Here is a 19,514-nt window from a genome sequence, read left to right as displayed (position 1 = left end):
CAAGAGGTTTAAACTAACGAGAATTATTCGCGATTGTGTCAGAGGCGTGGGGCGGGCGCAATTGGCGTCTGTCGGGAGATCACATTAAAACGATGGCGCGTGTTTACGCCGTTTCCATTGGCTCAAGCGCTCTTGCAGCGCCTGAGGCGTATCGATCTGCTGCTGACGCGCGCGGCTGAACAGGATCAGCATCAGCTCCGCCGTGGCCAGGGCGTCGGCGCTGGCGTGATGGCGTTCGCCCACGTGCAGGTTGAAGTGGTTGACCCAGTCGTCCAACCCGGCTTCGCGGATATGTGCCTCGGGGCACAACAGCGGGGCGATGTCGGCCACATCGAGGAAAGTGTGGGCCAGTCGATACCCCAGGCTGTCCTTGAGCGCGCGGCCCAGCATGTGTTGATCGAATGGGGCGTGGAAGGCGAGCAGCGGGCTGTCGCCGACGAACTCCATGAAGTCCAGCAGGGCCTCGGCCGGGTCGCTGCCCGCCGCGATGGCGCTGGGGCCGAGGCCGTGGATCAGCACACTGGGGCTGAGTTTGGTGTCGGCGCGGTGCAGGGTGCGCTCGAACAGTTGGGAAAAATCCACCGCGCCGTCCTCGATCACCACCGCGCCGATGGACAGCACCTGGTCACGGTTGAGATTCAGGCCGCTGGTCTCCAGGTCCACCACTACCCAGCGTTGGCTGCGCAACGTGCTGTCGCCCAACACCGCGGGCTTGGAGAGTTGTTCCAGGCGCTGTTGTTGCGCGGTATCCAGTCTGGGCTTGGCTGTGCGCAGCCAGTCAAACAAGCTCACAGCTGATACCGCAAGGTCAGGCTGCTTTGCAGGCGCTGGGCCTGGCGCAGGGATTCGCGCAGGATGCGGCGGTCCAGGTGGTTGAGGCTGTCGGGGTCGACGCGGTTGGAGTACGGCTGGTTCTCGCGGGTCTGCAACTGATGCTGTTGCATGCGGGTTTGCTGGATAAAGTGATAGGCCTCTTCATAGGCGGCGCCGTCCAGGGGCTCGATCACTTCCTTGACCACCAGTTGGCGCAGGCGCTCCAGGGTGTTATTGGCGTGGATGCCGTTGGCCAGGGCCAGCAGGCGTGCGCCGTCGACAAAGGGGGTAAGCCCCTGCACCTTGAGGTCGAGGGTGGCCTTTTCCCCGCCTTTACGCGTCAGCACAAAATCGCGAAAGCGTCCTACGGGCGGGCGCTGGCGCAAGGCGTTCTCGGCCAGCATGCGCTGGAACAGCCGGTTATCCCCGACCTGGTCGAGAATGCCCTGGCGCAGTTGCTCGCAGCCGCGCTCATCGCCCCACACCACGCGCAGGTCAAAATAGATACTCGAGCCCAGCAGGTTTTCCGGCGTCGCCTCGCGAATAAACGCCGCAAACCGCCGCGCCCATTCCGCCCGCGAGAGGCACAGCTCGGGATTACCGGCCATGATGTTGCCCTTGCACAGGCTGAACCCGCACAGTGCCAGGCTCTGGTTGATCTGCTGCGCCACGGGCAGCAGCCGCCCGCGAATCTCGGCGGCCTCCACGGCGTCCCTGGCCTCGAACAGGATGCCGTTGTCCTGGTCGGTGTACAGCGTCTGCTCGCGCCGGCCTTCGCTGCCGAAACACAGCCAACTGAACGGTACGCCGGGATCGCCTTTTTCGGCCAGGGTCAACTCGATCACCCGGCACACGGTGTGATCGTTGAGCAGGGTAATGATGTGGGTGATCTGGGTAGACGACGCCCCATGGGCGAGCATGCGCTCCACCAGTTGGCCGATCTCGCCGCGCAGCGCTACCAGGTTCTCCACCCGTGGCGCATTGCGGATGGTGCGGGCCAGGTGCACCAGGTCGACCCGTTGCAGGGAAAACAGGTCGCGCTCGGACACCACCCCGCACAGGCGCTGGTCCTTGACCAGGCAGACGTGGGCGATATGCCGCTCGGTCATGGCGATGGCCGCGTCGAAGGCGCTGTGGTCCGGCGTTAAAAAGAACGGCGCCTGGGTCATATGGCCTTCAATGCCCTGGCTGAAGTCACCGGTGCCGTCGGCCACCACCTGGCGCAGGTCGCGCAGGGTGAAAATGCCCAGGGGCGCCTTGTGTTCATCGACAATCACAATGCTGCCCACCTGCTGCTCATGCATCAGCGTTACCGCTTCGCGCAACGGTGTCTGCGGGCTGCAGGTGACCGGATGGCGCATGGCCAATTCGCCCAGGCGGGTATTCAGGGAATATTGGGTACCGAGGGTTTCCACGGCTTTTTGCTGCACTTGCTGGTTGACCTGGTCGAGCAGGCTGCTGACACCGCGCAGGGCGAAGTCGCGGAACGGGCTGGACAGCGCGAACAGCTTGATAAAGGCCGGTTTGTTCAGTTGCAGGCAGAAGGTGTCTTCAGCGGCCTTGTGTTCGGTGCGGGTGGCGCGCTCACCTAACAGCGCCGCGAGGGGGAAACACTCGCCGGTGGTGATTTCGAAGGTGGCTTGCGTGGCGTCCGGCCGTTCACCCACGACGCGGCCCTGCTTGACGATGTAGAAGTGTTCCACCGGCCCGCCCGACGGCTTGAGGATGCTCTCGCCGGGGCCGAAGAAGCGCAGTTGGCACTGTTCCACCAGAAACGCCAGGTGCGCGTTTTCCATCTGGTTGAACGGTGGGAAGCGTTGCAGGAACTGCAGGGTGCCGTGGATGTTCTGCAATACAGCAGTTTTTCCCGCCTGGGCGAAGGCATCAGCTTTACTCATAACCATGACCGCAATTTTTTTGTCGTTATCGTCCTGCATGGTCGACTCCTGAGCGGCGGGTGCCCATTGGACGTAAGTCTAGGTCGATGAAAACGCCGCAGAACTAGGGAAAAACCTTACACGACTATCGTCCAAACCCCGTAGAACACCCACTAGGCAAACTTTCCGACGAAGTGCACATTGAACGCCCTTCCGCAGATGTCTGACGAGTGTGCTGGAAGATTGTCGAAAACCGCTGAGAAACGTATGTCCGACCACGATATTTTGAGTGATGCCGAGCGCGAGGCGCTGAGCGCCGTGATGCTGGAGCCTGATTTACCGCCACAACGCGTGTTGATTGTTGATGACGACAAGGACGCGCGTGAACTGTTGGCGGAGATCCTGGGCTTGGACGGTATTCGCTGCATGACGGCCGACAGTGGCGAGGCCGCGTGGGATTTATTGAAGTCCAGCAGTTCCATCGGCTTGCTGATCACCGATCTGCGCATGAAACCCAGCAATGGTCTGGAGTTGATCAAGCAAGTGCGCGAATCCACCCGCGCGGCGTTGCCGATCATCATCATGTCGGGGGATGCCGAAGCGCCGGATGTGATTGATGCGATGCATTTGAGCGTGGTGGATTTTTTGCTCAAGCCGATCGACAGCGTGAAGTTGGCGAAGTTGGTCAAGCGGGAGTTGGGGATGGCTTCCTGATTTTTGCAGTGTCTGTACGGGCCTCATCGGGAGCAAGCCCCCTCCCACAGTTGACCGCGTACATCCACACCACAGCCCCAAAGAAAAAGCCCTGATCTCACGATCAGGGCTTTTTCATTTACAGGCCGTTTTTAGCCTTGAACTCCCGACGCCTGCGGTGCAACACCGGCTCGGTATAGCCATTGGGCTGTTTGGTCCCTTCAATCACCAACTCCACCGCTGCCTGGAACGCGATATTGCTGTCGAAATCCGGCGCCAGCGGACGGTACAGCGCATCCCCGGCATTCTGGCGGTCCACCACCGGCGCCATGCGCTTGAGGCTTTCCATCACCTGGGCTTCGTTGACGATGCCGTGGCGCAGCCAGTTGGCAATGTGCTGGCTGGAGATGCGCAGGGTGGCGCGGTCTTCCATCAGGCCGACGTCGTTGATGTCCGGCACTTTCGAGCAGCCCACGCCCTGGTCGATCCAGCGGACCACATAGCCGAGGATGCCCTGGGCGTTGTTGTCCAGTTCGTTGCGGATTTCTTCGTCGGACCAATCGGTATTGCTGGCCAGGGGAATGGTGAGGATGTCGTCCACCGACGCGCGTTCGCGCTTGGCCAGTTCGGCCTGGCGTGCGAACACGTCGACCTTGTGGTAGTGCAGCGCGTGCAGTGCGGCGGCCGTCGGCGATGGCACCCAGGCGGTGTTGGCGCCGGCCAGTGGGTGGGCGATTTTCTGTTCGAGCATCGCCGCCATCAGGTCGGGCATCGCCCACATGCCTTTACCGATCTGCGCACGGCCTTGCAGGCCGGTGCTCAAGCCGATATCGACGTTCCAGTTCTCGTAGGCGCCGATCCATTTTTCCGCCTTCATCGCCGCCTTACGCACCATCGCGCCGGCTTCCATGGAGGTGTGGATCTCGTCGCCGGTGCGGTCGAGGAAGCCGGTGTTGATAAACACCACGCGCTCGCTGGCGGCCTTGATGCAGGCCTTGAGGTTGACCGTGGTGCGGCGCTCCTCGTCCATGATCCCGACCTTGAGGGTGTTGCGCGGCAGGTTCAGCACGTCTTCGATGCGGCCGAACAGCTCGTTGGTGAACGCGGCTTCTTCAGGGCCGTGCATCTTCGGCTTCACGATGTAGACCGAACCGGTGCGGCTGTTCTTGCGCGTGTTGTTGCCGTTGAGGCTGTGGACCGCCGCCAGGCTGGTGAGCAGGCCGTCGAGGATGCCTTCCGGTACTTCGTTGCCGTGTTTGTCGAGGATCGCGTCGATGGTCATCAGGTGGCCAACGTTGCGCACGAACAGCAGCGAACGGCCGTGCAGCGTCACGTCCTGGCCGTCGACGCCGGTGTAGACGCGGTCGGCATTCATGGTGCGGGTGAAGGTCTTGCCGCCCTTGGCCACTTCTTCGGCCAGGTCGCCCTTCATCAGGCCGAGCCAGTTGCGGTAGATCACCACCTTGTCATCGGCATCGACGGCGGCGACGGAGTCTTCGCAGTCCATGATGGTGGTGAGTGCGGCTTCCATCAGCACGTCTTTGACACCGGCGGCATCGGTCTGGCCAACCGGGGTGCTGGCGTCGATCTGGATTTCGAAGTGCAGGCCGTTGTGTTTCAGCAGGATCGCGATCGGCTCGGCCGCAGGGCCCTGGAAACCAATCAACTGGGCGTCGTCACGCAGGCCGCTGTTGCTGCCGCCCTTGAGGCTGACGATCAGCTTGCCGTCGACGATCTTGTAGCCGGTGGAATCGACGTGGCTGCCGGCGCTCAGCGGCGCGGCTTCGTCGAGGAAGGCGCGGGCGAAGGCAATCACCTTGTCGCCACGCACTTTGTTGTAGCCCTTGCCCTTTTCGGCGCCGTCGGCTTCGCTGATGGCGTCGGTGCCATACAGGGCGTCGTACAGCGAGCCCCAACGGGCGTTGGACGCGTTGAGGGCGAAGCGGGCGTTCATCACCGGCACCACCAGTTGCGGGCCGGCCATGCGGGCGATCTCGTCATCGACGTTTTGGGTCGAGGCCTGGAAGTCTGCGGCTTCTGGCAGCAGGTATCCGATGTCTTGCAGGAAGGCTTTGTAGGCCACCGGGTCGTGGGCCTGGCCGGCGTGAGTCTGGTGCCAGGTATCGATCCGCGCCTGGAAATCGTCGCGTTTGGCGAGCAGGGCTTTGTTCTTCGGTGCCAGGTCGTGGATGACCTTGTCGGCACCGGCCCAGAACTGGTCGGCAGTGATGCCGGTACCGGGAATGGCTTCGTTGTTCACGAAGTCGAACAGGACTTTGGCGACCTGCAGGCCACCGACTTGAACGTGTTCAGTCATTGCTTGCCTCACTCTGCGGAGCTAATGCGCTGTTTCGGATTTTCATTATGTAGTGCGCGGGAGGGCATACTACATGATGACTTGCGGTTGTGAAAATTAGACTAAATACGTCGTTTAGCGACCCACTTTGGTCGTACGGTCACAGCGGAGAACCGGATGTTCTCAAAAAACTATTGGATTGTTCCAGATAAAAATAAAAATGGTACACGATTTGTTTTCGCGGGCCCCCGGGTCCACCTTGTAGATTGAATTCAGAGGGCTTCGCCATGGACCATCTTGTACTCACTATTATCGCCGCCGACAAACCCGGCCTGGTGGAACGCATCGCGCAGAACATTGCGGCCCACGGCGGCAATTGGCTGGAAAGCCGAATGGCGCATATGGCCGGGCAGTTCGCCGGGATCCTGCGGGTCAGCGTGCCTGCCGAGAGTCGTCAGGCCTTGGTGGGGGCTTTGGAGGATTTATCCACACACGGTATTCGCGTGCTGGTGGGCGAGGGCAGCAGTGGCCAGGCATCGGCGTCCAAGTCGATTGTGATGACGCTGCTGGGCAACGACCGTTCGGGCATCGTGCGCGAGATCACGGCGCTGTTGAGCAAACAGGGTGTCAACCTGGAGCGCTTGAGCACCGATGTACGCCCGGCACCGATGAGCGGTGATCCGCTGTTCAGCGCCGAGGCGTTGTTGCAGGTGCCATCGAGCTTGTCCTTGGAGGCGTTGCAGGAGTCCCTGGAAACCCTGGCGGATGATCTGATGGTGGAACTGCACAGCGAGGAATAACCACCCTCAAGGTTATGCATGGAAATCTTGCATGGACCTGTGGATAACCTGTAGAGACCCGGCGCCAGGCCACGTCCACCGGGCTTCTCCGCCAGCTGAGCAAAAAACGAGCAGTTTCAAGGGCTTGTGCACAAATGACGGGGACCAGGTTGTGGGTAACCTTGGGGTGGATCTCTGCAAGCCAGGCCGGCTGGGGCTTGCAGAGGTTTGTACGTTATTTGATCAGCGTTTGCGCACGCTCAACCAGGCGTCGACGCTGTAGACCACCAGCCCGGCCCAGATAAAGGCAAAGGCGATCAGCGTGCTCGATGCCAGGTGCTCACCGAACAGCAGCACCGCTTCCAGCAACACCAGGGTCGGTGCCACATACTGTAAAAAGCCCAAGGCGGTGTAAGGCAAATGCCGTGCGGCGGCGTTGAAGCACACCAACGGGATCAACGTCACCGGACCGGCCGCCACCAGCCACCAGGCTTCGGATGTGCTCCAGAACGCCAGTTGCGCACTGTGGGCCGACGGGTTGAACAACAACCAGGCCACCGCAATCGGCACCAGCATCCAGGTCTCCACCACCAGCCCCGGCAGCGCCTTGACCGGCGCCTGCTTGCGGATCAGGCCGTAGAAACCGAAGGTCAGCGCCAGTACCAACGATACCCACGGCAAGCTGCCCACCTGCCAGACCTGTTGCGCCACACCCACCGCGGCCAGCCCCACGGCCACCCATTGCAGGCGACGCAGGCGTTCGCCGAGGAGCAGCATGCCCAGCAGCACATTCACCAGTGGGTTGATGTAGTAACCCAGGCTGGCTTCAAGCATTCGCCCGCTGTTCACCGACCACACATAGGTCAGCCAGTTACCGGCGATCAACGAACCGCTGAGGGCCAGGATTGCCAGGCGCTGGGGGTTGTCGCGCAGTTCGCGAAACCAGCCGGGGTGCTTCCACACCATCAGCAGCAAACCACCGAACAGCGCCGACCACAGCACCCGGTGCACGATGATTTCGGCGGCGGGCACACTGGCGATGGCTTTGAAGTAGAGCGGGAACAGACCCCAGATGACATAGGCGCTCAGGCCCAGGATGTACCCCTTGCGGGGGTTGGCGGCTTGCATGCGTAATCCTTGCTTAGGCAGCTAACAAAGCGCGATTGTAAGGATATTTGTCAACCAATGGGATTACCCTTCTGTAGGAGCGAGCTTGCTCGCGAAGATCGTTAACGATAACGCGGGCATCCTGACTGCACGCGGCGCCCTCAGGGTTTTCGCGAGCAAGCTCGCTCCTACAGGAGCGAGCGGCGATTTCAGAAGAGTTTGAGGGGTTCTTCGTTGAGCGCTGAGAGTTGCTCGCGCAGCGCCAGCACCTGGTCGCCCCAATACCGCTCGCTGCCGAACCACGGGAAGCTGTGGGGGAACGCCGGGTCATCCCAGCGCCGTGCCAGCCACGCGCTGTAGTGCATCAGGCGCAACGCGCGCAGCGGCTCGATCAGCGCCAGTTCACGCGGGTCGAAGTCGTGGAATTCCTGGTAGCCGTCCATCAGTTCCGACAGCTGGCCCAGGCATTCCTGGCGATCACCGGCGAGCATCATCCATAAGTCCTGCACCGCCGGGCCCATGCGGCAGTCGTCGAGGTCGACGATGTGGAACATCTCATCGCGGCACATCATGTTGCCGGGGTGGCAATCGCCGTGCATGCGGATGTTCTTGTGCGGCGTGGCTTTGTACACCTCTTCCACGCGCTTGAGCAGGTCGCGGGCCACGGACTCGTAGGCTGGCAGCAGGCTCTTGGGAATGAAATTGCCTTCGAGCAGGGTAGTGAGGGAGTCGTGGCCGAAGTTCTTCACACCCAAGGCTTCGCGGTGTTCGAACGGGCGGGTAGACCCCACGGCGTGCAAACGGCCGAGTAGCTGACCCAGACGATACAGCTGGTCAAGGTTGCCCGGCTCCGGCGCACGGCCGCCACGGCGGGGGAACAGGGTGAAGCGGAAACCTTCGTGTTCGAACAGGCTTTTGCCGTTATGAATCATCGGCGCGACGACCGGCACTTCGCATTCGGCCAGTTCGAAGGTGAAGCGGTGTTCTTCAAGGATCGCGTCGTTGGTCCAGCGCTGGGGGCGATAGAACTTGGCGATCAGCGGCTCTGAGTCTTCGATGCCCACCTGATACACGCGGTTTTCGTAGCTGTTGAGCGCCAGGACGCGAGCATCGCTGAGGAAACCGATGCTTTCGACGGCATCGAGCACCAGATCAGGGGTGAGGGTTTCAAACGGATGGGCCATGGGAACTCCTGCGGGCAGCAGGGCGCCGCTTCCGGCCGAGTATGGTACCGCTGTAGGAGCGAGCTTGCTCGCGAAAAACCTGAGCGCGCAGTGGAGTGTCAGGTTCCGCTGCGTTATCGCTGACGATCTTCGCGGGCAAGCCCGCTCCTACAGTGGGGCGGTCTATCAGGCACCGACAATCCCGCCATCATCCCGCCGAATCGCCATCACCGAGGAGCGCGGCTTGCCATTCGGCAGATGCTCCGGCCAGGTCGAACCCCCGGTTTCACCCGGGTGCTGGATCCCCACAAACAGGGTTTTCTGATCCGGCGAAAAGCTGATCCCCGTCACTTCACAGGCCACCGGCCCAACCATGAAGCGGCGGATTTCGCCGGTCGCCGGGTCGGCGCAGAGCATCTGGTTATTGCCCATGCCGGCGAAGTCGCCCGCGTTGCTGTAGTCGCCGTCGGTGAGGATCCACAGGCGCCCGGCCTTGTCGAAACCCAGGCCATCGGGGCTGTTGAACATGTTCTGCGGGTTGATGTTGGACGATCCGCCCTTGGGCTTGCCGGCGTGCACGCCAGGGTTGCCGGCCACCACAAACAGGTCCCAGCTGAAGTCCGCGGCGCCATGGTCATCGGCGTTGGCCTTCCAGCGCAGGATCTGGCCGTAGACGTTTTTCTCACGCGGGTTGGGCCCGCCCACCGGTTGGCCGTCTTCGCCGCGCTTGGCGTTGTTGGTCAGGGTGCAGTAGACCTGGCCGTCGGTGGGGCTGACCACGATCCATTCCGGGCGGTCCATGCGCGTGGCTTTGACCACACTGGCGGCCAGGCGCGCGTGGATCAGCACTTCGGCCTGGCTGGCGAAGCCGGTGCTGGCGTCGATGCCGTTTTTGCCATGGGTCAGCTCGACCCATTGCCCTTTGCCCTTCGGATGATCGGCGTTGCCATCGCCCGCATCGAAGATAGCCACGTACAAGGTGCCGTGGTCGAGCAGGTCTTTGTTGGCCTTGGGGCTCTTGTGGTTGATCTTGTCGCGGCTGACGAACTTGTAGATGAACTCGCCGCGCTCGTCGTCGCCCATGTACACCACGGCGCGGCCGTCACGGGTTTGCGCCAGGGCGGCGTTCTCGTGCTTGAAGCGGCCCAGGGCGGTGCGTTTTGCCGGGGTGGATTGCGGGTCGAACGGGTCGATTTCCACGACCCAGCCGTGGCGGTTGAGTTCATTGGGGTTCTTGGCCAGGTCGAAGCGCGGGTCGTGCAGGTGCCAGTTGATCTCTTTGCTGGCGGCCACCACGCCGTAGCGTTTCTGCCCGGCATCGAACGCTTGCTGGGGGTTGCTGCTGCCAAAGCAGTCGGTGAAGTTCTCTTCGCAGGTCAGGTAAGTGCCCCATGGGGTCTGGCCGTTGGCGCAGTTCTGGAAGGTGCCGAGGGCTTTTTTGCCGGACTTGTCGGCGCTGGTTTTCAACCATTCGTGGCCGGCGGCGGGGCCGCTCAGGCGGATCGGCGAGTTGCCGTGGATGCGCCGGTTGTAGCGCGAGTCCTGGACGAACTGCCAGGTATCGCCCTTGCGCCGCACTTCGATCACCGACACACCTTCACTGGCCTGGGCCTTGTGCACGTCTTCGGCCGATTGCGGCGCGCCGCCGTGGGCGAAGAGGTAGCGGTAGTTGGTGTATTCGTTGTTGATTGCCATCAGCGCGCGGTTGTCGTCGCCGGGGAAGGCGAACAGGCTCATGCCGTCGTTGTTGTCGCCGAACTGTTGTTCCTGGGCTTTGGCGGTGCCGTTGCCGGACGGGTCGAAGGCCGGCGCGCTCTTGTGCAGCGGCTGGCCCCAGCTGATCAGCACCGAAGCGCTGTAGCCCGGCGGCAGGGTGATGGTGTCGCTGGTGGCCGCAGCGATGCTGGTAAAGCCCAGCAGCGGGCTGGCGGAGGCGGCGTTGACGGCCAGGGCGCTGCGGCTCAGCAGGTTGCCACCGAGGAACATCGCGGCACCGCACAGGGCGCCGGCACCGATGAAGCGGCGGCGGGTGAGGCCGACCATCTGTTCGAGGTCGGTGGCTTGGTTTTCTTCTAATAGGTTCATGTCAGGCTCCCTGCGGTTTTTGCAGACACCATAAGGAGCGGGCGTGACGAAATTGTTGCAGTTTGAAGAGCTACTCGGCTCAGACCGGCGTGCCGAGCAGCACATTGCTGGCGGCAAATTGCACTTGGAGCGTCCTGCCAGCGGCGGCGCCCAGGGCCTCGAGCGCGGCGGGCTGCGCCAAGGCGCATAAAACCTGGCCATTGGGCAGGGCGATGCGCACTTCGCTGGGGCCGTCCTCGGCGGCGAGAATCGCGTCTACGGTCCCGCTCATGCAATTGTGTCCAGGTGTTGCAGGTTTGTCGGGCGCCAGCAATTCCAGCCAGCCGGCCTTGATCAGCGCAACGACTTCCACGCCGACTTCCAGCTCCAGCCGTTGCGTACTGTCATGGGTGATTTGCGCCGCCAGGGTCAGCCCTCCGGCGAGCTGCAAGTGAATCAGGTCGTTGCGGCCACGCTGTTCAATCGCAATGACCTGACCATGCAACTGGTTACGGGCGCTGGTGCGCAGCATCAAGCGGCCGAGCAGGTTGAAGTCGCTGGCGGCCTCGTCCGAGCCGAGCACTTCGGCCTGCAACACTTGCAGGCGCTGGTAGAGGCGCAACACCCGTTCACCCTCGGCCGTGAGTTTGGCGCCGCCGCCGCCCTTGCCGCCGACACTGCGTTCGACCAAGGGTTTTTGCGCCAGGTTGTTCAGCTCGTCGATGGCGTCCCAGGCGGCCTTGTAGCTCAAGCCCGCACTTTTGGCGGCGCGGGTGATGGAGCCCTGCTCGGCGATATGCCCCAGCAGGGCGATACGCTGGGGGCGGCGGACAATATGTTGGCTGAGCAGCGTCGGTAGGGACATGGGCATTCGCTGTGGTGGGATGAGCGGACGTTGCGGCCGCGAGGCATGAGAGTCAAGTGCCAGGCTTTGGCGTGCGGGCCAGGCAGTACACGTCTACCTGTCGCGCGCCGGCGTTGATCAATAACCGCGCCAGGCTGTGGGCGGTGGCGCCGGTGGTGAGCACGTCGTCCACCAGTGCCAGGTGGCGGCCGCGCACCTCGGCACCCGGGGCCAGGGCGAAGGCGTTGAGCAGGTTGCGCTTGCGCGTCTTGGCGTCGAGGGCTTGCTGCGCGACGGTTTCATAAGGGCGTAGCAATAGATGTTCATCGTGGGGGAGGTCGAGGTCGACGCTGAGCCAGCGCGCCAGCATCAGCGCCTGGTTATAGCCCCGTTCACGCAGGCGCCTGCGGGCCATGGGCACTGGCAGCAGCATGTCCGGGCGGGTGAGTGAGTGGTTGTCGAAGCGATGTTGCAAGTAGTGCCCCAGCAAGCGCCCCAGCATATGCCCGAGGGGCCAGCGTGCCTGGTGCTTGAAGCGACTGATCAGGGTGTCCACCGGAAAGCTGTAGGTCCAGGGGGCGATCACGTGTTTAAAGGCGGGCGGTTGTCTCAGGCACTGGCCGCAGACCAGGCCGTCCATCGCCAAAGGCAGGGCGCAGATTTCGCAATGCTCCATCAGCCAGGGCAGCTCGGTTTCGCAGACGTTGCAGACACAGTCGGCGGTTTCAGTCGTCTCGTCGCAGATTAAACATGTCTGTATGTTTTTTGACCAGATGTAAACTTCGTGTTTGTAGCTTGGTTGACAGTGCATGAATCTTCCTTAAATATGCCGAGCATCCGTGTCGTGTCTGTGGGTATTGCCCCTTCCCGCAGCGCTTGCCAAAGCATAATCAAGGAATCGCCCATGAGCGCCAGCACCACCGCCACCTTGCGTCACGATTGGTCCTTAGCCGAAGTCAAAGCGTTGTTCGTGCAGCCGTTCAATGACCTGTTGTTCCAGGCGCAGACCGTGCACCGCGCGCATTTCGATGCCAACCGTGTACAGGTGTCGACCCTGCTGTCGATCAAGACCGGTGCCTGCCCGGAAGATTGCAAATATTGTCCGCAGTCGGGCCACTACAACACGGGCCTGGAAAAAGAAAAGCTGATGGAGGTGCAGAAGGTCCTCGAAGAGGCCGCTCGCGCCAAGGCCATCGGTTCGACCCGTTTCTGCATGGGCGCCGCCTGGAAACACCCGTCGGCCAAAGACATGCCTTATGTGCTGCAGATGGTCAAAGGCGTGAAGGCCATGGGCCTGGAAACCTGCATGACCCTCGGCCGTCTCGACCAGGACCAGACGGCAGCCCTGGCCCAGGCCGGCCTGGATTACTACAACCACAACCTGGATACGTCGCCGGAGTTCTACGGCAGTATCATCACCACCCGTACCTACAGCGAGCGCCTGCAAACCCTGGCCTATGTGCGTGAGTCGGGGATGAAGATCTGCTCCGGCGGCATCCTTGGCATGGGCGAGTCCCTTGATGACCGCGCCAACCTGCTGATCCAGTTGGCCAACCTGCCGGAGCATCCGGAGTCGGTGCCGATCAACATGCTGGTGAAAGTCGCCGGCACACCGTTGGAAAATGCCGAGGACATCGACCCGTTCGATTTCATCCGCATGCTGGCCGTGGCGCGCATCCTGATGCCGCAATCCCATGTGCGCCTGTCGGCGGGGCGCGAAGCGATGAACGAGCAGATGCAGGCCCTGGCGTTCTTTGCCGGTGCCAACTCGATCTTCTACGGCGACAAACTGCTGACCACCGCCAACCCTCAGGCCGACAAGGACATGCAACTGTTCTCGCGCCTGGGCATCCTGCCGGAAGCCCGTGAAGAGCATGCGGATGAAGTGCACCAGGCGGCCATCGAACAGGCGTTGGTGGAGCAGAAGAGCAGCGAGCAGTTCTATAACGCCGTTGTTTGATTCCCATATGTTTTGACCGAGTTGCACCTGCCACCCCGAGGCCTGCATGTCTTTTGATCTCTCCGCGCGCCTCGCTGCCCGCCGTGCCGAACACCTTTACCGTCAACGCCCGCTGCTCCAGAGCCCCCAAGGCCCGGCGGTGGTGGTTGACGGTCAACCCCTCCTGGCATTCTGCAATAACGATTACCTGGGCCTGGCCAATCACCCGCAAGTGATCGAGGCCTGGCGCGCCGGGGCGTCCCATTGGGGCGTGGGCGGCGGTGCCTCGCACTTGGTGGTGGGCCATTCCACGCCGCACCATGAACTGGAGGAGGCGCTGGCCGATCTCACTGGCCGCCCGCGTGCGCTGCTGTTTACCACCGGCTACATGGCCAACCTCGGTGCGGTCACGGCGTTGGTGGGGCAGGGCGATACGGTGCTGGAAGACCGTCTCAACCATGCCTCGCTGCTGGATGCCGGCTTGCTGTCCGGTGCGCGCTTCAATCGCTACCTGCACAACGACGCGATCAGCCTGGCCAAGCGCCTGGAGAAAGCCACCGGTAATACGCTGGTGGTCACCGATGGTGTGTTCAGCATGGACGGCGACCTGGCCGACCTGCCGGCACTGGCCCGTGCAGCCAGGGCCAAAGGCGCCTGGTTGATGGTGGATGATGCCCATGGCTTTGGTCCGCTCGGCGCTAATGGCGGCGGGATCGTCGAGCATTTCGGCTTGAGCCAGGACGACGTGCCGGTATTGGTCGGCACCCTGGGCAAAGCGTTCGGCACGGCGGGCGCGTTTGTCGCGGGCAGTGAGGACCTGATCGAAAGCCTGATCCAGTTTGCCCGGCCGTATATCTACACCACCAGCCAACCGCCGGCGCTGGCCTGCGCCACCCTGAAAAGCCTGGAGCTGCTACGCACCGAACATTGGCGGCGCGAGCACCTCGACCGCCTGATTCGTCAGTTTCGCCAGGGCGCCGAGCAGCTTGGCCTGGACTTGATGGACAGCTTTACACCGATCCAGCCGATCCTGATCGGCGACAGTGCCAAGGCCGTGCGCCTGTCGCAGATGCTGCGTGAGCGGGGCCTGATGGTCACGGCGATCCGCCCGCCCACCGTACCCGCCGGCAGCGCGCGTTTGCGCGTGACCTTGACCGCAGCCCACAGCGAGGCGCAGGTACAGCTATTGTTAAACGCATTGGAAGAGTGTTTCCGCTTGTCTGGTGCCACGGAGCCCGACCATGCGTGATCGACTGATCCTGCTGCCCGGCTGGGGTCTCGGCGTATCGCCGCTGGAGCCTTTGGCCGCCGCCTTGCGTGGCCTGGACGCACACCTGCAGGTGCAGGTCGAGCCATTGCCGGCGCTTGCTTCCAGCGACCTCGATGAATGGCTCGACGAACTCGACGCTACCCTGCCCGACAACGCCTGGCTGGGCGGCTGGTCCCTGGGCGGCATGCTCGCTGCCGAACTGGCGGCGCGGCGCGGCGAGCGTTGCTGCGGCTTGCTGACCCTGGCGAGCAACCCGTGCTTCGTCGCACACGACGGCTGGCCCCATGGGATGCCCGCCGCGACCTTCGATGCGTTCCTGGCCGGCTGCCATGCCGACTCCCAAGTCACCCTCAAGCGCTTCGGCCTGTTGTGCGCCAAGGGCGCCGAGGACCCGCGGGGGCTGTCGCGCCTGCTGGTCAGTGGCGCGCCGCATTCAGCGTCCAGCGTGTTGATGCCCGGTCTGGAACTGCTGGCCCAACTGGATACCCGCGAAGCCTTGCTGGCTTATCGCGGCCCACAGTTGCACCTGTTCGCCGGCATGGACGGATTGGTGCCCGCCGAAGCCGCCAGCGACCTGCTGAGGCTGCTGCCGGATGTGGAAATCGGCCTGATTGAACAGGCTGGTCACGCTTTTCTTCTGGAAGACCCCCACGGTGTGGCGGGGGCCATCCAGGCTTTTTTGCATGAGTGCGTCGATGACTGATTTATCCCATCCCTCCCTGCCGGGCGCCTTGCCGGACAAACGTCAGGTGGCGGCGTCGTTTTCCCGTGCGGCGGCCAGTTACGACAGCGTCGCCGAGTTGCAGCGCGCCGTAGGGCATGGGCTGCTGGCCCGGCTGCCATCAGCGTGTGCGCCACGGCACTGGCTGGATATGGGCTGCGGCACGGGTTATTTCAGCCGTGTGCTGGGCGAGTTGTTGCCCGCCAGCCAAGGTGTGGCGCTGGATATTGCCGAGGGCATGCTTAACCATGCCCGGCCTTTGGGTGGCGCACATCATTTTGTCGCGGGTGATGCAGAACGCTTGCCGCTGAAAGCCGAGAGCTTCGAGCTGCTCTTCTCCAGCCTGGCGGTGCAGTGGTGTGCGAACTTCGAGGCGGTGCTCAGCGAGGCCTATCGCGTGCTGCAGCCGGGTGGCGTGCTGGCGTTCGCCAGTTTGTGCGTCGGGACGCTGGATGAGTTGCGCGAAAGCTGGCGGGCGGCGGATGGCCTGGTGCACGTCAATCGCTTCCGCACTTTCGAGGCGTACCAGCAGTTGTGCGCGGCCAGCGGTTTGCGCGTGGTCAGCCTGGAGCGACGTGCCCATGTGCTGCATTATCCGGATGTGCGCAGCCTGACCCATGAGCTCAAGGCGCTCGGTGCGCACAATCTCAATCCGGGCCGCCCGGGAGGGTTGACGGGCCGTGCGCGGATTGTTGCACTGGTAGACGCCTACGAGCAGTTCCGTCAGGCCGAGGGACTGCCGGCCACTTATCAAGTGGTGTACGCCGTCCTGGAGAAGCCCCTATGAGCGCCGCCTATTTCATCACCGGCACCGATACGGATGTCGGCAAGACCACTATCGCCGCCGGCCTGTTGCACGCCGCTCGGCTAGCCGGCAAAAGTACTGCCGCGGGAAAACCCGTGGCTTCCGGCTGCCAGGTCACGGCCAAGGGCTTGCGCAACGCCGATGCCCTGGCGCTGCTGGCCGAATGTTCATTGCCGTTGAGTTATGCCGAGGTCAACCCGGTGGCGTTCGAACCCGCCATCGCGCCCCATCTGGCCGCGCGGGAGGCCGGCGTCGCGCTGACGGTGCAGTCGTTGTTGAAACCCATGCAGCAGATTCTGGCGCGTCAGGCGGATTTCACCCTCATCGAAGGCGCAGGCGGTTGGCGTGTGCCGTTGGCTGACCAGGACAACCTGTCGGACCTGGCCATGGCGCTGCAACTGCCGGTGATCCTGGTGGTGGGCGTGCGCCTGGGATGCATCAGCCATGCCTTGCTCACCGCCGAAGCCATCGCCCGGGACGGTTTGCCCTTGGCCGGTTGGGTGGCGAATATCATCGACCCCAAGACCTCTCGTCTGGAAGAAAACCTCGCCACCCTGGCCGAGCGTTTGCCCGCGCCATGCCTTGGACGAGTGCCCAAGCTCAAGCACGCCGGCGCCGAGGCGGTAGCTGAGTACCTGCAACTGGACCTGCTTGACTGATTCTGGCTATCGGCAAGGCATTATGCCATTAGTGTTTTTAACGGGCTTTTTGCCAGTATGTCTGCTTCAATTCAACTTCACGATTCTCTAAAGGCAGGTTGAAGCCATGGACATCTCTGGCAGCAGCGCGTTTTACTCGGGGCTGAGCACCATTCAGGCCGGGCAGAGCCGTGTCGACCAGGCCGCCGGCAGGATTGCCAGCGCCGCGACCACCCAGCCGTCGGACGCACAGCGCGACCGGTTGCAAGCCAATGACCGCGCCCAGCCGACGAACTCGGCGAGCAATATGGTTGAAATGGCCCAAGGCAAGTTTCAAGTGGAGTTGGGCGCCAAGGTCGCCAAGGCTTCAGACGAAATGCTCGGTACCCTGATCGACACCTTCGCTTAACCCCTCTTTCGTACGACCGGCTTCTTCCTGGGGCTGGTCGCCTTTGCGCAATCCTCCATTTTCTTCTGAACACCTTGTGGCAACCCGCCGCAGGCCTCGCCATGCCTGCCATTGACCCGCGTCATGACAAACGGTGTCTGGACGACGCTTGACATCCCCAGGTCGTAAACGTATGTTTCAAACACCTGTTTGACCGCCATAACAAATCCACGCGGTTGTTCATTCCAGATACATCAGCAGAGGTTTATCGCTATGCCTGACTACAAGGCCCCCTTGCGTGATATTCGCTTCGTTCGTGACGAACTGCTCGGCTATGAAGCGCACTATCAAAGCCTGCCGGCTTGCCAGGACGCTACCCCGGACATGGTTGACGCCATTCTCGAAGAAGGCGCCAAGTTTTGTGAGCAAGTGCTGGCACCGTTGAACCGCGTGGGAGACATCGAAGGGTGCACCTGGAGTGAGTCTGGCGTTAAAACCCCTGCTGGGTTCAAAGAAGCCTACAAACAATTCGTCGAAGGCGGCTGGCCAAGCCTGGCCCACGACGTGGAGCACGGTGGCCAAGGCCTGCCGGAATCCCTGGGCCTGGCCGTGAGCGAAATGGTCGGCGAAGCCAACTGGTCGTGGGGCATGTACCCGGGCCTGTCCCATGGTGCGATGAACACCATTTCCGAGCATGGCACCCCCGAGCAGCAAGAGGCTTACCTGACCAAGCTGGTGTCGGGCGAGTGGACCGGCACCATGTGCCTGACCGAGCCACACTGCGGTACCGACCTGGGCATGCTGCGCACCAAGGCCGAGCCTCAGGCCGATGGTTCCTACAAAGTCTCCGGTACCAAGATCTTCATCTCGGCCGGTGAACACGACATGGCCGACAACATCGTCCACATCGTGCTGGCCCGCCTGCCGGACGCACCGGCGGGTACCAAAGGCATCTCGCTGTTCATCGTGCCCAAGTTCCTGCCCAACGCCGACGGCTCGATCGGTGCGCGCAACGCCGTGAGCTGTGGTTCCCTGGAACACAAGATGGGTATCCACGGTAACGCCACCTGTGTGATGAACTTCGATGCGGCCACCGGTTTCCTGATCGGCCCGGCGAACAAAGGCCTGAACTGCATGTTCACCTTTATGAACACCGCTCGCCTGGGCACCGCGCTGCAAGGCCTGGCCCACGCCGAGATCGGCTTCCAGGGCGGCCTGAAATACGCCCGCGATCGCTTGCAGATGCGTTCCCTGACTGGCCCGAAAGCGCCGGAAAAGGCCGCTGACCCGATCATCGTGCACCCTGACGTGCGCCGCATGCTGCTGACCATGAAAGCCTTCGCCGAAGGTAACCGTGCGATGGTGTACTTCACCGCCAAGCAAGTGGACATCGTCAAGTACGGCACCGACGACGAGGCCAAGAAACAGGCCGACGGCCTGCTGGCATTCATGACTCCGATTGCCAAGGCGTTCATGACCGAAGTCGGTTTTGAATCCGCCAACCACGGCGTGCAGATCTATGGCGGCCACGGCTTTATCGCCGAGTGGGGCATGGAGCAGAACGTTCGCGACAGCCGTATCTCCATGCTGTACGAAGGCACCACCGGCATCCAGGCACTGGACCTGCTCGGCCGTAAAGTGCTGATGACCCAGGGCGAAGCGCTCAAGGGCTTCACCAAGATCGTGCACAAGTTCTGCCAGGCCAACGAAGGCAACGACGCGGTCAAGGAATTCGTGGCACCGCTGGCTGCGCTGAACAAAGAGTGGGGCGAGTTGACCATGAAGGTCGGCATGGCCGCGATGAAAGACCGCGAAGAGGTGGGGGCCGCTTCGGTGGATTACCTGATGTACTCCGGTTACGCATGCCTGGCTTACTTCTGGGCCGACATGGCGCGCCTGGCTGCCGAAAAACTCGCCGCCGGTACCAGCGAAGAAGCGTTCTACACCGCCAAGCTGCAAACCGCGCGCTTCTACTTCCAGCGCATCCTGCCGCGGACCCGTACCCACGTGGCCACCATGCTGTCGGGCGCCAGTAACCTGATGGACATGAAAGAAGAAGACTTCGGCCTGGCTTACTAAGCCTTACCGGGTTCATTTGAAACCGTCGCTTCCCTTGG

Annotated in this window: 17 protein-coding genes; 9 read left to right on the top strand and 8 right to left on the bottom strand. The window is 62.5% G+C overall.

The genetic code is table 11. The annotated features are described in order from the left end of the window. Positions 1-84: 84 nt before the first annotated feature. Both F6S08_RS29545 and F6S08_RS29540 read right to left on the bottom strand, forming a co-directional pair. Positions 85-792 (bottom strand): PolC-type DNA polymerase III, encoded by a 708-nt coding sequence (locus F6S08_RS29545; RefSeq protein ID WP_065925427.1) that lies wholly within the window; start codon positions 790-792, stop codon positions 85-87. Further along, a complete protein-coding gene (locus tag F6S08_RS29540; RefSeq protein ID WP_174562751.1) occupies positions 789-2,711 on the bottom strand; it encodes a putative nucleotidyltransferase substrate binding domain-containing protein in 1,923 nt (640 codons plus the stop codon). The genes F6S08_RS29545 and F6S08_RS29540 overlap by 4 nt, the downstream gene beginning before the upstream one ends. A 246-nt stretch (positions 2,712-2,957) precedes the next feature. Between F6S08_RS29540 and F6S08_RS29535 the strand changes: the two genes are divergently transcribed. Beyond that, complete coding sequence (locus tag F6S08_RS29535) at positions 2,958-3,404, top strand: response regulator (RefSeq protein WP_065925425.1); 447 nt, start codon at positions 2,958-2,960, stop codon at positions 3,402-3,404. A 118-nt stretch (positions 3,405-3,522) separates the two neighbouring features. Here F6S08_RS29535 and F6S08_RS29530 read toward each other — a convergent pair whose 3' ends face one another. After that, on the bottom strand, positions 3,523-5,700 hold the full coding sequence (locus F6S08_RS29530; protein ID WP_065947472.1) for a malate synthase G: 2,178 nt from the start codon (positions 5,698-5,700) through the stop codon (positions 3,523-3,525). A gap of 266 nt (positions 5,701-5,966) precedes the next feature. On the opposite strand from F6S08_RS29530, the gene F6S08_RS29525 reads away from it, so the two are divergent. Next, positions 5,967-6,479, top strand: coding sequence for a glycine cleavage system protein R (locus tag F6S08_RS29525; protein WP_027605957.1), 513 nt, complete (start codon positions 5,967-5,969; stop codon positions 6,477-6,479). A gap of 222 nt (positions 6,480-6,701) precedes the next feature. Here F6S08_RS29525 and rarD read toward each other — a convergent pair whose 3' ends face one another. The 5 genes from rarD to F6S08_RS29495 form a co-directional block, all read right to left on the bottom strand. Further along, a complete protein-coding gene (rarD, locus tag F6S08_RS29520; protein ID WP_065925422.1) occupies positions 6,702-7,586 on the bottom strand; it encodes an EamA family transporter RarD in 885 nt (294 codons plus the stop codon). Positions 7,587-7,774: 188 nt separating this feature from the next. Further along, positions 7,775-8,749 carry a serine/threonine protein kinase gene (locus F6S08_RS29510; protein ID WP_065925421.1) on the bottom strand — a complete coding sequence of 325 codons (975 nt, stop codon included), beginning with the start codon at positions 8,747-8,749 and terminating at the stop codon, positions 7,775-7,777. A 165-nt stretch (positions 8,750-8,914) separates the two neighbouring features. Further along, positions 8,915-10,813, bottom strand: coding sequence for a PhoX family protein (locus tag F6S08_RS29505; protein ID WP_065947470.1), 1,899 nt, complete (start codon positions 10,811-10,813; stop codon positions 8,915-8,917). Between the two features lie 79 nt (positions 10,814-10,892). Further along, complete coding sequence (locus tag F6S08_RS29500) at positions 10,893-11,657, bottom strand: TOBE domain-containing protein (RefSeq protein ID WP_065925419.1); 765 nt, start codon at positions 11,655-11,657, stop codon at positions 10,893-10,895. Positions 11,658-11,709: 52 nt separating this feature from the next. Next, positions 11,710-12,447 carry a ComF family protein gene (locus tag F6S08_RS29495; protein ID WP_065925418.1) on the bottom strand — a complete coding sequence of 246 codons (738 nt, stop codon included), beginning with the start codon at positions 12,445-12,447 and terminating at the stop codon, positions 11,710-11,712. Between the two features lie 93 nt (positions 12,448-12,540). Between F6S08_RS29495 and bioB the strand changes: the two genes are divergently transcribed. The 7 genes from bioB (at position 12,541) to F6S08_RS29460 (ending at position 19,476) form a co-directional block, all read left to right on the top strand. Then, positions 12,541-13,596, top strand: a complete 1,056-nt coding sequence (gene bioB, locus F6S08_RS29490) for a biotin synthase BioB (RefSeq protein WP_065925417.1) — start codon at positions 12,541-12,543, stop codon at positions 13,594-13,596. Between the two features lie 46 nt (positions 13,597-13,642). Beyond that, complete coding sequence (gene bioF, locus F6S08_RS29485) at positions 13,643-14,824, top strand: 8-amino-7-oxononanoate synthase (protein ID WP_065925416.1); 1,182 nt, start codon at positions 13,643-13,645, stop codon at positions 14,822-14,824. Further along, on the top strand, positions 14,817-15,548 hold the full coding sequence (locus F6S08_RS29480; RefSeq protein WP_065925415.1) for an alpha/beta fold hydrolase: 732 nt from the start codon (positions 14,817-14,819) through the stop codon (positions 15,546-15,548). Before bioF ends, F6S08_RS29480 begins: the two co-directional genes overlap by 8 nt. Then, positions 15,541-16,353 (top strand): malonyl-ACP O-methyltransferase BioC, encoded by an 813-nt coding sequence (gene bioC, locus F6S08_RS29475; RefSeq protein WP_065925414.1) that lies wholly within the window; start codon positions 15,541-15,543, stop codon positions 16,351-16,353. Before F6S08_RS29480 ends, bioC begins: the two co-directional genes overlap by 8 nt. Next, complete coding sequence (gene bioD, locus F6S08_RS29470) at positions 16,350-17,030, top strand: dethiobiotin synthase (RefSeq protein WP_065925413.1); 681 nt, start codon at positions 16,350-16,352, stop codon at positions 17,028-17,030. The genes bioC and bioD overlap by 4 nt, the downstream gene beginning before the upstream one ends. Positions 17,031-17,136: 106 nt before the next feature. Beyond that, complete coding sequence (locus F6S08_RS29465) at positions 17,137-17,418, top strand: pyrroloquinoline quinone biosynthesis protein PqqE (protein ID WP_065925412.1); 282 nt, start codon at positions 17,137-17,139, stop codon at positions 17,416-17,418. A gap of 252 nt (positions 17,419-17,670) precedes the next feature. Beyond that, the gene (locus F6S08_RS29460) at positions 17,671-19,476 is read left to right on the top strand and encodes a phenylacyl-CoA dehydrogenase (protein WP_027605944.1); all 1,806 of its coding nucleotides are present in this window, start codon (positions 17,671-17,673) and stop codon (positions 19,474-19,476) included. Positions 19,477-19,514 lie beyond the last annotated feature (38 nt).

Source organism: Pseudomonas sp. JV449, from assembly GCF_032424295.1.
Lineage (GTDB): Bacteria > Pseudomonadota > Gammaproteobacteria > Pseudomonadales > Pseudomonadaceae > Aquipseudomonas > Aquipseudomonas marginalis.
This window is presented reverse-complemented; position numbering and strand designations above follow the sequence as displayed.